Source organism: Sorangium sp. So ce117 (assembly GCF_051524395.1).
Classification (GTDB): Bacteria; Myxococcota_A; Polyangia; order Polyangiales; family Polyangiaceae; genus Sorangium; species Sorangium cellulosum_B.
In genome coordinates, this window is sequence record NZ_CP150309.1 from 5,457,755 (window position 1) to 5,472,671 (window position 14,917).

Consider the following 14,917-nt stretch of genomic DNA (forward strand, 5'->3'; position numbering starts at 1 on the left):
AAGTCAGTGGTCCAGCGGAGGCCGCGTCAGGGATCCTGGCCCGACCCCTTCCGCGCGGCGCCGCGACCGACACCGAGCTTCGCCCGGATCGAGGCGAGCACCTCGTCGGCTTGCCGCTCGGTCGCGGCGCGATCGCCGGAGTTCTCGATGACGTAGTCGGCCACCGCGACCTTGCTGGCGAGCGGGAGCTGCGCGGCGAGCCGGGCGCGCACGTGGTGTTCGGCCGCGCCGTCCCGCGCCATCGCGCGGGCGATCTGGACCGCCTCGGGCACAGCGACCACGACGAGCGGGCGGAACGCATCGGCGACCCCGTTCTCTACGAGGAGCGCCGCCTCGTAGCAGGCCAGCGGCTCGCCCTGCGCCTGGAGCTCGGCGGCGCGCTCCAGCGTGAGCGCCGTGATGCGCGGGTGCACGATCGCGTTCAGCTGGCGGCGCTTGTCCGGATCGGCGAACACCACCGCGGCGACGCGCGCGCGATCGAGCGAGCCGTCCAGCGAGACCACCTCCGGGCCCAGGGCGCGCACCACCGCGTCGAGCCCCTCGGTGCCCTTCGCCACCACCTCGCGGGCGAGCGCGTCGGCGTCGATGACCGGAAGCCCCCGCGCGCGAAAATGAGCCGCCACCGTGCTCTTGCCGGAGCCCAGGCCGCCGGTGAGCCCGAACAGGACGATCCCCATGGCCGCCTCAACCCCCTACCTGGAGCGACCAGCACGCCTCTCCGCTGCCTGATCTCGACCCAGCATCACAACGCATTGCGTTAACACCTACCTCTGTCGACCCTGCGGCCGAGCGCGGCCGGCGCCGGATGAAGGGTGCAACCTGCGCCGGCGCCCACGTCTGCCCGGAGCGCCTGCTCGCCTCGTGACCACCACGACCCGAGCCTACCTCCAAGGGGGGTCTGCGACCGTCGAGTTTCCTCGCCGTCGGCGCTTAAGAAGTCCGCTTCTCCGGGAATGCAACTACCATAACGGGGTGGTGGCAAAGATCGATGACCGGCCGGAGTCGAGCCTGCACGCCGCGTTCGATCGCTCGGACGCGCACCGCGGCTCGCCGGACAAGCAAGTCGCCGCGTGGCTGTCCGAGCTCGACGTCGGCGTGATCGAAGTCGACGCCGAGCAGCGCGTGGTGCGCGTCAACGGTGCAGCGGAGCGGCTGACCGGCTGGTCGATCGTCGAGGCGCGCGGCGCGCTGCTCGATCGCGTGCTCCGGCTGATCCCGGCGGCGGGGACGACGAGCGGAGATCCGGACATCGACGTCGGAGAGATGACCGAGCTGTTCGACGAGGGCGCGCCGGCGAAGGCCGCTGCGCCGCCCGCGCTCACGCCGCGGCGCGAGCCGGTGGCGCCGCTCGCGCCGGTGATCATCGACGAGGGCGCGCTGCGCACGCCGGGCGCGCCGCTCGCCGCGCCCGAGGCAGCTGCGGCGAGTAGACCGACGTCCGCGCGGTACACCGCGCTGCTCGAGCGCCGCGACGGCTCGGTCATCCCCGTCGTCCACACGATCGGCACGCTCACGGGGCGGCCCACGCGCGAGAGCCAGCGCGACTCGAGGCCGCCGCCCGCCCCCGGGCAGCTCGTCCTCTTCCGCGAGCTCGGCGCGCCGGGGCCCTTGCCGATCCACCCGGCCAAGCCCCGCTACGACGCGCTGACGCGGCTCCTCGATCGGTACGCGATCATCGATCGCATCGAGGAGGCGCTGAACGACTGCAGGGCGAACAACACGCCGTACGCGCTCTGCTACATCGACCTGGATCGCTTCCGGCTCGTGAACGCCACGTGCGGGCACGAGGCGGGTGACGATCTGCTCCAGTGGGTCGCGACGCGCGTGCACGAGATCGTCGGCCCGAAGGACGCGGCCGGGCGGATCGGCGGCGACGAGTTCGTCCTCTTGCTCGCGGACAAGAACGAGCGGGAAGCGGAGCGGATCGCGCGCGACCTGCAGATCTGCCTGCTCGAGTTCCGGTTCGGGTGGGCGGAGAAGACGTTCTCGATCGGCGCGAGCATCGGGCTCGTGGTGCTGACCCCGCACTTCGAGCGGGCCGTCGACGTGCTCGGCGCCGCCGATCACGCGTGCCGCATCGCGAAGGAGAACGGGCGCGGGAGGCTGCAGGTCTACCTCGACGACCAGCAGATGACGACGAGCCGGCGCTCGATGCAGTGGGTCGCGAGCCTGCAGCGCCACCTCGCCGAGGGGCGGCTCCGGCTCTACTCGCAGGGCATCCACCCGCTCATCAAGCCGGGCGCGGCGCACACGCCCCGCGGCGCGCACTTCGAGGTGCTCGTGCGGCAGCTCGGCGAGGACGGCCGGTTCTACTCGCCGGTCGGCATCATCCAGGCGGCGGAGCAGAGCGGCCTGATCCACGTGATCGATCGCTACGTCGCGCGCCAGGCGTTCCGGCTCATCGGCGCGCTGCCGCAGCACGCGCTGAGGCGCCTCGACACGTGCTCGATCAACCTGTCGGGCGTGTCGCTGCTGCGCGAGGGCCTGCTCGACTTCATCGTCGAGCAGCTGCACCGGGCGCAGGTGCCGCCGAGCAAGATCTGCTTCGAGATCACCGAGACGGCGGCGCTCGCCAACCTCGGCGAGGTGCTGTGGTTCATGCAGGAGCTCGGCGCCATGGGGTGCCGGTTCGCGATCGACGACTTCGGCAGCGGGCACGCGTCGTACGGCTACCTGGAGAGCCTGCCTGTCGACTACGTCAAGATCGACGGCATGTTCGTGCGCGATCTGAAGGACAACTCGCTCCACCGCGCGATCGTGGAGTCGGTGCACCGCATCGGCGACACGCTCGGCATCAAGACCGTCGCCGAGCAGGTGGAGAACCAGGAGATCGCCGAGCTGCTCACGTCGATGGGCATCCACTACGCGCAGGGGTGGCACTTCGACAAGCCGCAGCCGCTCGTGGACCTGTGCGGGTCGCTGCGCGCCCAGGGCGAGCCGAGCATCCCGGACACGACAGGCTCGCAGGAAGGCCGCTGACGCGATCGCGGCGGGAGCCCGCTCGGGCTCGCCGCGCGATCCGCTGGCGCCTACCTAGGAGAGCAGCGCCGACGACGTCGTGAGCGTGACGCCGGCGGCCTGCATCTCCGCGAGCGCGGCGGCGACCCCGGCTTCGGTGATGCCGGCGACGGCGTCGGTCAGGAGCACCGTGCTGTAGCCGCGCTGGGCGAGGCCGAGGGCGGCGGCGCGGACGCAGTAGTCGGTCGCCACGCCGTAGACGACGAGCTCCGGCGCGTCGCCGAGCGCCGCGGCGAGCTCGCGCAGGAACGCCTCGGCGAGCGGGTTCGCGAAGAGGCTGTAGACCTCCTTCTCGAAGTAGACGGCGTGGCTCCTGCGCGCCGCGAGCTCGCGCACCACCGGGTCGATCGGCGCGCGCTCCACGTTGGGGAGGAAGCGGTAGCGCGGCGGCAGCGTCCCCTCGACCTTCAGCCAGCCCGGCGTCCCCTTTACGCAGTGGTCAGGGAAGCCCGGCTTGCCGCCCTCGGGGGCCGGCGTGTCGTTCGACGCGAACTCCCACGCGTCCCACGCGTGCGAGTCGACCGAGCCGACGATGGGGATCCCGTGCGCGACGGCGTGCTCGGTGAGCCTCCGAAACAGCGCGTTCGGCGAGCCCTTCACGTACAGGGCGCCGGTCTCGTCACAGAAGTCCCGCTGGACGTCGACGTCGACGAACACCCTCGGGGGCGAAGATTGTCGGGGCCATTTACCGCTCGCCATGTCGTCGTCTCCTGTCGTGGAGGGCGCGCGGCCTCTCGCGGCCGCACACGCCAGGGAACTCGCTCGCTACCGCTGGCCTGCGCCAGAGACGACGCGGGCGCGCACCGCCTCCACGAGCGCGCCGAGCCGCGGCGACACGTCAGCCGCGAAGGGCGCGCCCCGCTCGGGCCCGTCGTCGATGGAGAGGAGCACGTCCGGGAGCCCGGCGAGCTGCGCGCGCGCGCGCAGCCGGACGGCGTCGAGCCCCTCGGGCGGCGCGACCCGGGCGCCGCGCGCCATCACGGGCGCGAGCAGCGGCTCGGCGTCGGGGCTCATCGGCTCGCCCTCGAGCGCGATCACGTCGCGGGCGAGCTTCCCCGATCGATCGCGGAAGCGGTGCACCTGGTGCGCGCCGGGCAGGGTCGCCTTCCCTTCCGAGAACTTCGCGATGGGCGTGCGCTCTCCGCCCGCGCCCCGCTCGACGTCGCCGATCTCCACGAGTTTGTAGACGCCGCCCAGCGCCGGGGCGTCGATCGACGTCACGAGATCCGTCCCGACGCCGTAGAGGTCGATGGGCGCCCCGGCGCGCCGGAGCTCGGCGATGCGGTGCTCGTTCAGATCGCCCGAGGCGACGATCTTCGCCGACGTGCAGCCTGCGTCGTCGAGGATCCTGCGCACGGCCACGCTGAGCGCGGCGAGGTCGCCGGAGTCGAGCCGGACCCCCTTCAGCTTGTCGCGCGCGATCGCCGCGGCGCGCGCCGCGCCGACGAGCGTGTCGTAGGTGTCGACGAGCAGGATCGCCGCGCTCGGGAAGACGGCGACGTAGGCCTCGAACGCGGCCTGCTCCGTCGGGTGAGCCATTGTCCACATGTGCGCGGCCGTCCCGAGCACAGGGATGCCGAAGCGCATCCCGGCCTCGACGTTGGAGGTGCCGACACAGCCGACCGCGTACGCGGCCCGCGCAGCGTCGATCGCCGCCTCCGGGTGTGCCCTGCGGCTGCCGAACTCGATGACCCCCGCGTCGCCGGCGGCCAGGACGACGCGCGCGGCCTTCGACGCGATCGCGGTGGCGTGGTTGATGGCGGACAGGGCGAACGTCTCGATGAGCTGCGCCTCGATGAGCGGCGCCGTGACGCGCAGGACAGGCTCGTTCGCGAAGAACGCGGTCCCCTCGGGGATGGCCCAGACGTCGCCGTGGAAGCGGAAGTCCCGCAGGTAGCCGCAGAACGCCGGCGTCATCGCGTCCGCGAGGGCGGGAAGCGCGCTCAGGTAGGCGATCTGCTCCTCGGTGAAGCGGAGCTCCTCGAGGTAGCGCACGACCCGCTCGAGGCCCATCGCGACAAGGAAGCGCCGGTGCCGGGGCAGGCGGCGAACGAAGAGCTCGCACGTCGCGACGCGCGAGGCCATGCCGCGGTGGAAATAGCCCGCCGCCATGGTCAGCTGGTAGAGATCGGTGTGCAGCGCGTCCACAGATCATGGCTAGAGACGCTGGACGTACGGGTCAACCGGAAGATCGCGTGGCGTGAGGCGGTGCGCCGGCCATCCTCACGATCGCTCCCCGGGCCGCTGCGGGCAGCCCCCCGCGACGGCCGCGGCTGGACTAAGCTCCGCGGCCATGGCGGCGAAGATCCTGGACGGCAAGGCGATCGCGCAGAAGGTCCGCGACGAGGTGCGGGAGGGGGTGGCGCGCTTCGTGGCCGCCCACGGTCGGCCCCCCGGCCTCGAGGTGGTGCTCGTCGGTGAGGACCCGGCCAGCGTGACGCACACGCGGAGCAAGGAGCGGATGTCGAACGAGGTCGGCATTCGAGGACGGCTCCGCGCGCTCCCGGCCGCGACGACCGAGGTCGAGCTGCTCGCGTGCATCGCGGAGCTCGACGCGGACGACACCGTCGACGGGATCCTCGTCCAGCTGCCGCTGCCGGCGCACATCCGCGCGCACGCCGTGCTCGACGCCATCGATCCCGCGAAGGACGTCGACGGCCTCCACCCGGTGAACGCGGGGCTGCTCGCGATGGGCCGCCCGGGCGGCATCGCGCCGTGCACGCCGGTCGGCTGCATGCGCCTGCTCGCCGAGGCGGGCGTCGAGCTCGCCGGCGCCCGAGCGGTGGTGGTGGGGCGGAGCAACCTCGTCGGCAGGCCGATGGCGCAGCTGCTGCTCGCGCGGAACGCGACGGTCGCGATCGCCCACACGCGCACGCGCGATCTGAAGGCGCTCTGCCGCGAGGCCGACGTCCTCGTGGCGGCGGCGGGCAAGGCGAAGCTCATCGGCGGCGACTGGATCAAGGAAGGGGCCACGGTGCTCGACGTCGGCATGAACCGCGACGACGCGGGCAAGCTGGTGGGCGACGTCGATTTCGACGCCGTCAGGGAGCGGGCCGCCTGGATCACGCCGGTGCCCGGCGGCGTCGGCCCCATGACGATCGCCTCGCTGCTCGAGACGACGCTGCGCGCGGCGGAAGCGCGCGTCGCGAAGCGGTAACGATGGCCGTGACGAGCGGGCTCGCGCCCGCGCCGCAGCCCGACGCCGACGCGGAGGCCGCCTCCGCCGCCGAGCGCGCCGCGGCGTTCGTCGCGCGCGAGACGGCCGTCGCCTGCCCGCCGTTCGTGCCCGAGATCAAGCTCCACCTGGCGACCGAGGTCACGCCGCTCTGGCACGCGACCGAGGCGGCGCTCGCGCGCGCGGGCGTGCCGCCGCCGTACTGGGCGTTCGCGTGGGCGGGCGGGCAGGCGCTCGCGCGGTACCTCCTCGATCATCCCGCGACGGTCTCGGGCAAGCGCGTCCTCGACCTCGCCTCCGGCGGCGGAGTCGTCGCGATCGCCGCGGTGCTCGCCGGCGCCGCGCGCGTGAGCGCCGCCGACATCGATCCGTTCGCCGCGGCGGCGCTCCGGCTGAACGCGGCCCTGAACGGCGTCACCGTCGACGTGATCACCGAGGATCTCACGGCGAGCGCCGCGACGCCCGCGTGGGACGTCATCGTGGCGGGCGACGTCTGCTACGAGCGCGCGATGGTCGACCGCGTGCTCCCGTGGCTGCGCCAGAAGGCCGCGCGCGCCACCGCGGTGATCGTCGGCGATCCCGGGCGCGCCTATTGCCCCTCGGAGGCGGTCGAGGAGCTCGCGCGGTACCAGGTCCCCACGTCGCTCGATCTCGAAGGTCGCGAGCAGCGCGAGACGCGGGTGCTGCAGCTGCTGCCGCACCCTCCGGGCCGCGAGGAGGGGCAGCCCGGCCGGTAGGCGGCGTCCGGAGGCGCGGCGCCTCACGGGCCGAGGCGCCGCTTACTCCGCGCCGAGCCGCCCTCCGTTCAGCCGGCGCACGTGCCCCCCGATCGCCGCCGCGAAGACCGCGTCGTTCGTCGTGAGGAGCGTCGCCTTCCCCTCCGCGCGGCGCTGCTCGATGAGCTCCAGCACCGTGCGCGCCCCCTCGGCGTCCAGCCCGTTGGTCGGCTCGTCGATCACGAGCAGCCAAGGATCGCCCACCAGCGCCGCGAGAAGGAGCGCGCGCTTGCGCTGACCGAACGACAGCCCGGAGAGCCGCTGTCGGTAGAAGGCGGCCGCGCCGAGCCGCTCGATCCACGCGCGCCACGCGTCGTCGAGCGGCGGCGCCTGCTTGAGCGCGCGCACGAGGGCGCAGAGCTCCGCGACCTGGAGATCGGGCAGCGCCTCGGTCGCGTCGGGCGCGTAGCCGAGCCGGCGCCGCGCCGAGGCCGCGGCGCCGTGGACGGCCTCCCCCGAGAGCGTCACGGCGCCGCGATCGGGCTCCAGCAACCCGACGACGACCCGCAGCAAGGTCGATTTGCCGGCGCCGTTCTCGCCCATCACGACCGCCACCTCCGAAGGTCCGCAGCGGAGTTCGACGCCCGAGAGCACGTCCCTGCCCGAGAGCCGCTTGTGGATCCCCGTCGCCTCCAGCGTCACAGCGCCCTCCCCTCTCCTGCCGCCGCGCCGCGCCCGCGACCCGGCGAGAGCCAGCGCGCCCCGGCCGGCCCCGCGAGCAGCGCGGCCGCCGGAGCGAAGGCCGCGAGCGCGAGATCGCCCAGCGTCCACGCGGCCGCGATCGACGCCGCGATCGCCGCGAGCACCGAGAGCAGCACCCGGCTGCTGTCGCGGCCGTCCTGCCGCACGGACCACCGGACGCAGCCGAGCGCGATCGCGGCGAGGAGCAGCCCCGCGAGCCCCGCGCCACCGACCAGGCGCAACGTCACCGAGGGGGCCGCGCCGGTGAGCGCGCCGACCAACGCGCCGTGCCCGAGCGCGAGCGCGACGAGCGGCGCGGCCACCGCCGCGACGACGGCGCCCGCGCGGAGCCCGGCCGCCGCGCCGCACGCGTCGAGGAGCCACGCGAGCCGCCGCTCCTCGCGCAGGACCGGACCGGAGAGGCCAGCGCCCGCGCAGAGCGCGACGGGCGCGAGCGCGACGAGCGACGCCGCGGCGAGCGGCCCGCCGCCGAACCGCCCGCTGTTCCGCGCCCAGGCCACCGCGGCGAGCGCGCCGATCGCCGCGAGCGCGAGGCCCCGCACGAGCACCGCGCGGTGGCCACGGACGAGCGCCGCCAGGTAGCCGAGCGCGAGCGCGACGAGCGCGGGCGCCGCCGGTGGGATCATCGAGCGCTCGCGGCCGGCGGGGATCTCTGGCGCGCGGGCGACGGCCGCGCGCAGCCCGACGGCGAGCGCGGGCGCGGTGCACGCGAGCAGCACCGACGCCGGGGCCCCGAGCGCGATGGCGCCCGCGAGCAGCGCGAGGGCCGAGAGTTCGCGCGCGCCGCGCGGACGGGCGAGGAGCATGCAGCGCGCCGCGAGCGCCGCGGCGCCGGCGGCGCAGCCCGCGAGCGCGCCGGCGCCGATCGCCCAGAGCGCCACCCACGGGAGCTCCGCGACGGCGAGGAGCAGCGCGTGAGCCGAGAGCAGCTCCCGGCGCGGGACCGGCAGCGCGCGGAGAAAGAACGTCGCCGGAGCGCGGAGCAGCGCGCGCGCCGCCGGCGTCCCGACGAGCAACCACGCCCCCCACAGCGCGACCCGGAACAGGGGCGACTCACCCGCGATGCCCGTGAGCTGCGAGGGGTGCATCCCGTTGCCGCCGAACACGACCGCCGCGACGAGGCCCATGCCCATGTACAGTGGCATGGCGCGCGCAAAGGCGTCCTTCCCGGCCGTCGAGACCAGGACGCGCACGACGAGGGCGAAGCGGCGCAGCACGTCACGTGCTTGTACCGCACGGCCGGCCGGATGCTCCGCGGAAGCGCATGGCCAGCGCGGCGGTCGTCCCCCGCCCGCGTGGCCGGTGTCGCGGAGCGCGCCGGAAGCAGTAGACTCGACCGGGTGAGCCGCTCCCCTGGGCGCCGTGGCCCCGACCCATCGCAGCTCTCGCTGTTCGGTCCAGCGCCGGAGCCCGCCGCTGCCGAGGCGGCGCGCGAGCGCGACGCGATGGCGGCGGTCTACGACGACGCCGCCCGCCTGGCGGCGCGGCTGCCGCCGGGGCTCCACCTCGGCACGAGCTCGTGGAGCTTCCCCGGCTGGCAGGGCCTCGTCTACGCCGCGCGGCAGAGCACGGAGGAGCTCGCGCGCGACGGCCTCGCCGAGTACGCCCGGCACCCGCTGCTCACGACGGTCGGAATCGACCGCAGCTTCTACGCCCCCGTCCCCGACAGCGACTTCCGCCGTTACGCAGCGCAGCTGCCGGAGGGCTTCCGCTGCGTATCGAAGGCGCTGCACGCCGTCGTGTCCCAGACGCTCGAGCGATCGCAGACCCCGCCGACCGAGGACGAGGGGCGCAGCGCGGGCCCCGCTCGCCTCGAGCCGAACCCGGATTTCCTCTCGGTGCCGCTCTTCCTCTCGCGCGTCGCCGCGCCGCTGCTCACGGTGTTCCGGGCGCACGCGGGGCCGGTGCTGCTCGAGCTTCCCCCGGTCGGCCCGCCCCACCGGCTCCCGCCGCGCGCGTTCTTCGAGCGGCTCGACGCGTTCCTCGGCGCGCTGCCGCGCGAGCTCTCCTGCGCGGTCGAGCTCAGGGAGCGCGCCTATTTCACCGGAGAGTACCGGGAGATCCTTGGCGCTCGCGGCGTCGCCCACGCCTACAGCTACTGGCGCAACATGCCGTCTCCCGGCGCCCAGGCCGAGGTGGTGCCCGTCTCGAACGCCCCGTTCGCGGTCGTCCGGCTCTCGCTCAAGCCCGGTCGCCGCTACGAGGCGGAGAAGCGCCGGTTCCACCCGTTCAACCGGGTGGTCGAGCCGGATCCCGAGATGCGCGCGGAGGTCGCGCGGATCCTCTGCGAGGCCGCGGCGCTGCGCATCGAGAGCTTCACGCTCGTGAACAACAAGGCCGAGGGCTCGGCGCCCCTGACCGTGCGCGCCATCGCCGAGGAGGTCGCCGCGGCGTGGCGCGCGCCCGCGTCGCCCACGACGACCGCCGGCGGGTGAGCCCGACCAGGGCAGGACGGAGCGGGCCGGCGCGACGCGCGCGCCAGCGCCGCGGAGAGGACAGGCTGGAAAGGGTCGCCGTGCGGGCGGCCTCGGGGCCGGCGCGGCGCGCCCCTCCCCGCTACCGCGCGCTAAAAGGGCTCTCCTCGCCCCACCATCCGTGCAACACCTCGTGCGCCATGGCCCGAGCGCCGGCGCGCCGGCCGCGGCAGAGGACGCGCACAGCGCTTGGAGGTGCCCAGTGAAACGCAGTGAAGCTCCGGCCCGCGCCGATGTGGTCATCGTCGGCGCCGGCCACAACGGTCTCGTCGCCGCCGTCCTCCTCGCCCGCCGCGGGCTCGACGTGGTGGTGCTCGAGGAGAAGGACGCGGTCGGCGGCGCGGTGAAGACCGAGCACCCCTTCCGGAAGGCGCCGAACCTCGGCGTCTCGAGCGGCGCCTACCTGCTCGGGCTCGCCCCCCCCGAGCTGCTCCGCGAGGTCGGCGTCGCCCTCCCCCTCCGTCGGCGCGATCCGCATTATTTCCTCCCGACCACGGACCGGCGCTACCTGCTCTTCGGCTCGGACCAGGCCGCGATGAAGCGGCAGTTCCTTGAGTTCTTCTCCCAGGACGACTGGGACGCGAACAGCGCGCTCCAGGCCGAGCTCGCCGCGCTCCGGGACGACATCGCCCCGACGTGGCTCGCGGAGCCGCTCTCCATCGAGGAGACGGCGGAGCGTTACGTGCGGCCCGCCCTCCGGCAGACGTTCGTGGCGCTCTGCCGGGGCACGATCTCCGACTACCTCGCGCGGTTCGGCTGGAAGAGCGACCTTCTCAAGGCGATGTACGCCGTGACCGACGCCTTCTCGGGGCTCGCGGGCGGCTTCGAGTCGCCCGGCACCGGCATGAACTTCCTCATCCACAACATGTGCCGCCTCCCCGGCGCCGACGGGACCTGGATGATCGTCGAGGGCGGCATGGGCACGATCTCCCGCCTCTTCGCCGAGAAGGCGAGGGCCGAGGGCGCGACGATCGTCACCGGCGCCCGCGTCGCGCGGATCGAGGCGTCCGGGGGCGCCGTCTCCGGCGTGCTCCTCGAGGACGGCACGCGCATCGCCGCGAAGGTGGTCGTCTCGAACGCCGATCCGTACCGCACCCGCGCGCTCGCCGGCGAGGCGGCGATCGGGGCCTCGCTCTCGGCGCGGCTCGACGCGCTCGCGAAGGACGGCTCAACGCTCAAGGTCAACATGGCGCTGACCGGCCTGCCCACGTTCAAGTGCCTCCCGGAGGACCGCGGGCAGTTCGGGCCGACCATCCACCTCCTGCCGGACGAGGACGTCGTGATGGACACGCTGCGGCAGGCCCACCGCGACGCGATGAGCGGGCGCCTCCCGGAGTTCCCCGCGATCGAGTGGTACTTCCACACGCCGATCGACCCGAGCCTGCGCGACGCCGAGGGCCACCACAACGCGGCGCTCTTCGTGCAGTGGGTGCCCTATGCGCTCGCGGGCGGCGAGACGTGGGACCAGGCCGCGCCGCGCTACGTGAAGCACCTCCTCTCGATCTGCGATCGCTTCGCGCCCGGGATGAGCGATCTCGTGCTGGAGACGTTCACCCTCGCGCCGCCTGACATCGAGCGGCACTTCGGGATCACGAAGGGTCACATCCACCACATCGACAACAGCTTCGGCTTCGCCGATCGCGTGCCCTACCGGTTCGGGCTCGCCGGGCTCTACTCGTGCAGCGCGGGCACGCACCCGGCCGGGTCGGTCATCGGCGCGGCGGGGCACAACGCCGCGAAGGCCGCGCTCGCCGACCTCGGGAAATGAAGTTGCACCTCGCGGCCATGGGAGCGCTCGCCGTGGCGGCGGGGTGCAGCAGGGAGCCGCCTGCTCCGGACGGCTCGCAGGGCGCGCCGACGATCAGCGAGGCGGAGGTGATCCTGCGCGAGTACCTGGAGCGACATCATCCATCCATCCGACCTGGCACTCCGGAGTACGGCGTCTTCATCAAGGACGTCCTCTGGGGTGTCTACCCCGAGCTGTCCGAGCACCGGAAAGCGGATGAGATCCGCAGGTTTGCGACCGACTACGTGAATCGCCCCGACGCACCGGCGCGGTGAAGCTCGCCCCTCCCTGCTCGCAGGGACTTTTCCACCCACGTGCTCACACGGCCGCGCGCGCGACCGTCCCCTTCGTCGTCACCACCGCCCGCTCGAGCGGCGCTCGGGCCAGCGCGCCCGGCCACACCACGCACCCGCGCAGCGCGCCGGCCCCCTCGACCCGCGCCCCCGCGCCGACCACGCTGCCCGCCACGTCCACGCCCTCCGCGACGAACGCCCCCGGGCCGACGTAGCTCCGCAGCCCGCGCTGCGAGAGCCAGCGCGCGCTCGCCGCCAGGTACGCGGCCACCGTTCCGATGTCGTGCCACACGGCGGGCGCCGCGAACGTCGCGAGCGAGCGCCCCTCGCGCAGCCACGGCAGGTACACGTCGCCCACCATGCACCCGCGCGGCGGCAGCCTTCGCCGTAGCGCCTCGCCGATCACGTGCACGCCCACGAAGTCGCCGCCCGCGACCTCGTCGCCGAAGCGCTCGCCGCGGAGCCGCACCACCTCGCCCCGCGCGCCGACGCCGACCGTCCCTTCCCCGGCCGGCCGCGGCGCGACCGCGAGCGTCGCGCCCGCGCCGTGATGGCCGTGCGCCGCCGAGAGCGCCGCCACATCGAGATCGATCAGGATGTCGCCGTTCCAGAGGACCACGTCGCCCTCGCCGAGCGCGCCCGCCGCGTTCGCGAGGCCCCCGGCGGTGCCGCGGGGCTCCGGCTCGTGCAGCACCTCGACGGACATCGGGAACGCCGCGAGCAGATCGCGCGAGAATCGCTCCGCGAGGTGGGACTTGTTCACCGCGACGCGGACGACACCGCCCGCGGCGAGCCGCTCGGCGATGTGCGCGATGAGCGGCCGATCGCCGAGCCAAAGGAGCGGCTTCGGCATCTCGTCCGTGAGCGGGCGGAGCCGGGTCCCGAGCCCCGCCGCGAGGATCATGGCAGAGGCCATGGCCGCGAGGATCACCCCTTCACGGGGAACGTTCAAGAAATCGAGGTCGCTACGGCGCGACCGCGCAACTGTGCGACTGTGCGACTGTGCGACGGCGCCAGCGGAGATCTCGGCCATCGGCCCGATCCCTCGTTCAGCTCACTCCCCCCGCTCGGGCAGCCCCCGCGCCGCGCGCTCGAGCAGCTCGTGCCCCGTCGCGTCCCCCTCCTCCACGTGCGCGACGCCGATGCGGAGGGTCATCCGAAAAGGCGTCGTGGCCGCTCGCCGGAAGCGGTGCTGGCGCACCTTCTCGCCGAGCACCTTCGCGAACGCGGACGCCCGCGTCCGGCCGATCCCGGGGCAGACGATCGCGAGGGTGTCGCGGCGGTAGCGCCCGAGCAGCCCGCCTTCCGGCACGTAGATCCTGACGATGCGCGCGAGATCGCCGAGGATGCGATCGACCCCGGCTCGGCCCTGCGTCTCCTCGACGCCCTGGAGCCCCTCCACGCTGAGCAGCAGCAGCGAGAGCCTCCTCGTCCGCTGCTCCTTGGCGCGCTGCACCTCCTTCTTCAGGAAGGCCCGGAGCCGCTCCTCGTGGACGACCGCGGCGAGGTCCTCGTCGCGCTGGCGTGGCTCGCCGGCCTTGGGCCCTGGCTCCGGAGGCTTCGGCCCGGGGTCCGACGGCGAGCTGGCGCGCCGATCGTCGGCGGCGCGCCGGTCGTCCGCCTCGCCCCCGCGGCTCTCGACCCCGCGGCGGGATGACGGCGGCGGGTTCGTGGGCCGCTCGGGCGGGGGCGGCGTCGACGGGGCGGGCGCGCCGAGCGCCTCCGCCATCAGCGTGACGGCCGCCGTGGCGCGCTCGAAGCGGTCCTTCGGGTCGATCGCGGTCGCCTGCTGGAACCACGCGTCGAAGGCGGGCGGCAGCCGGATGCTGCTACGGCGCCGCGCGGCGCGGGCGCTCGGAGGCTCGGGCAACCCCGCCACCATCCGCTGGAGGAGCGCGTAGACCGACGGCAGGACGTTGGCCTCGGTCAGCCAGTACGGGCTGCCCACGAGCAGCGCGAAGGCGACATGCGCGAGCGCATGGATGTCGGTCTTCGGCCCGACGGCGACGTCGCCGCGGATCTGCTCGGGCGCCATGTAGAGGGGCGTCCCGACCATCGCCGTGCGGTCCGCCATGCTGCGATGCGCCACGACCTTCGCCAGCCCGAAATCTAGAACCTTTACGCACGGGGAGCCGTCGTCCCGCCTCGTCAGGAAGAGGTTCGCCGGCTTGAGGTCCCGGTGGATGATGGCCGCGGCGTGCATCTTGTCGAGCGCGCGCGCGACCTGGCCCAGGTAGAGCACCACCTCGGCCGGCGGCAGCGGGCCGCGGCGCGCCGACAGGCTCGCGAGCTCCTCGCCCTGGAGCAGGTCCATGACGAGGAACGGCATCCCCGAGTCGGCGTCGATGCCGGCATCGGAGATGTGAACGATGTGGTCGCTCTCGATCCCGCCCGTGATCTTGGCTTCCTGGGCGAACCGCGCGCGCTGGGCCGGGTCCTGGATGGAGCCGGGGAGCATCACCTTGAGCGCCCGGCGGCGGTCCGTGACCACGTCCACGACCTCGTACACCGCCCCCATCCCGCCCGTCTTGATGGGGCGCACGACGCGGTACCGCCCATGGAAAGGCGTGTCGGGTCGGAGCTGCGCGAGGCTCGGCGGATCCATGGGGTGATCGCGGCCCTGGGAGCATAGATCGGACCGGCCTTGTCCGGTCGCCGTTCGCGCCTCCCGAGGTGAGGCGGGCAGCTGGTGT

General features: G+C 74.0%; 13 protein-coding genes. 6 read left to right on the plus strand and 7 right to left on the minus strand.

Annotation, left to right across the window (positions count from 1 at the left end; all coding sequences use genetic code 11):
- Positions 1 to 26 precede the first annotated feature (26 nt).
- Positions 27 to 677 carry a dephospho-CoA kinase gene (coaE, locus tag WMF46_RS20315; RefSeq protein ID WP_437987115.1) on the minus strand — a complete coding sequence of 217 codons (651 nt, stop codon included), beginning with the start codon at positions 675 to 677 and terminating at the stop codon, positions 27 to 29.
- Between the two features lie 298 nt (positions 678 to 975).
- On the opposite strand from coaE, the gene WMF46_RS20320 reads away from it, so the two are divergent.
- Positions 976 to 2,979, plus strand: a complete 2,004-nt coding sequence (locus WMF46_RS20320; protein ID WP_437987116.1) for a putative bifunctional diguanylate cyclase/phosphodiesterase — start codon at positions 976 to 978, stop codon at positions 2,977 to 2,979.
- Between the two features lie 54 nt (positions 2,980 to 3,033).
- On the opposite strand, the gene WMF46_RS20325 is transcribed toward WMF46_RS20320, so the two are convergent.
- Both WMF46_RS20325 and WMF46_RS20330 read right to left on the minus strand, forming a co-directional pair.
- Complete coding sequence (locus WMF46_RS20325; RefSeq protein ID WP_437987117.1) at positions 3,034 to 3,717, minus strand: cysteine hydrolase family protein; 684 nt, start codon at positions 3,715 to 3,717, stop codon at positions 3,034 to 3,036.
- Between the two features lie 66 nt (positions 3,718 to 3,783).
- Positions 3,784 to 5,166, minus strand: coding sequence for a nicotinate phosphoribosyltransferase (locus WMF46_RS20330; protein ID WP_437987118.1), 1,383 nt, complete (start codon positions 5,164 to 5,166; stop codon positions 3,784 to 3,786).
- A 145-nt stretch (positions 5,167 to 5,311) separates the two neighbouring features.
- Between WMF46_RS20330 and folD the strand changes: the two genes are divergently transcribed.
- Both folD and WMF46_RS20340 read left to right on the plus strand, forming a co-directional pair.
- Positions 5,312 to 6,175, plus strand: coding sequence for a bifunctional methylenetetrahydrofolate dehydrogenase/methenyltetrahydrofolate cyclohydrolase FolD (gene folD / locus WMF46_RS20335; protein WP_437987119.1), 864 nt, complete (start codon positions 5,312 to 5,314; stop codon positions 6,173 to 6,175).
- 2 nt (positions 6,176 to 6,177) lie between these two features.
- A complete protein-coding gene (locus tag WMF46_RS20340; protein WP_437987120.1) occupies positions 6,178 to 6,930 on the plus strand; it encodes a class I SAM-dependent methyltransferase in 753 nt (250 codons plus the stop codon).
- 42 nt (positions 6,931 to 6,972) lie between these two features.
- Here the strand turns inward: WMF46_RS20340 and WMF46_RS20345 are convergent, their stop codons facing one another.
- On the minus strand, positions 6,973 to 7,611 hold the full coding sequence (locus tag WMF46_RS20345) for an ATP-binding cassette domain-containing protein (protein WP_437987121.1): 639 nt from the start codon (positions 7,609 to 7,611) through the stop codon (positions 6,973 to 6,975).
- Entirely contained in the window at positions 7,608 to 8,888 is a 1,281-nt protein-coding gene (locus tag WMF46_RS20350; protein ID WP_437987122.1) for a hypothetical protein, read from the minus strand. The genes WMF46_RS20345 and WMF46_RS20350 overlap by 4 nt, the downstream gene beginning before the upstream one ends.
- Before the next feature lie 123 nt (positions 8,889 to 9,011).
- Here WMF46_RS20350 and WMF46_RS20355 point away from each other — a divergent pair, with 123 nt between their 5' ends.
- The 3 genes from WMF46_RS20355 (at position 9,012) to WMF46_RS20365 (ending at position 12,206) form a co-directional block, all read left to right on the plus strand.
- Complete coding sequence (locus WMF46_RS20355) at positions 9,012 to 10,106, plus strand: DUF72 domain-containing protein (protein ID WP_437987123.1); 1,095 nt, start codon at positions 9,012 to 9,014, stop codon at positions 10,104 to 10,106.
- A gap of 241 nt (positions 10,107 to 10,347) precedes the next feature.
- Positions 10,348 to 11,913 carry a phytoene desaturase family protein gene (locus tag WMF46_RS20360; protein WP_437987124.1) on the plus strand — a complete coding sequence of 522 codons (1,566 nt, stop codon included), beginning with the start codon at positions 10,348 to 10,350 and terminating at the stop codon, positions 11,911 to 11,913.
- Positions 11,910 to 12,206 (plus strand): hypothetical protein, encoded by a 297-nt coding sequence (locus WMF46_RS20365; protein ID WP_437987125.1) that lies wholly within the window; start codon positions 11,910 to 11,912, stop codon positions 12,204 to 12,206. Before WMF46_RS20360 ends, WMF46_RS20365 begins: the two co-directional genes overlap by 4 nt.
- Before the next feature lie 43 nt (positions 12,207 to 12,249).
- On the opposite strand, the gene WMF46_RS20370 is transcribed toward WMF46_RS20365, so the two are convergent.
- Complete coding sequence (locus tag WMF46_RS20370) at positions 12,250 to 13,140, minus strand: nucleotidyltransferase family protein (RefSeq protein ID WP_437987126.1); 891 nt, start codon at positions 13,138 to 13,140, stop codon at positions 12,250 to 12,252.
- A 138-nt stretch (positions 13,141 to 13,278) separates the two neighbouring features.
- The gene (locus WMF46_RS20375; protein ID WP_437987127.1) at positions 13,279 to 14,829 is read right to left on the minus strand and encodes a protein kinase domain-containing protein; all 1,551 of its coding nucleotides are present in this window, start codon (positions 14,827 to 14,829) and stop codon (positions 13,279 to 13,281) included.
- Positions 14,830 to 14,917 lie beyond the last annotated feature (88 nt).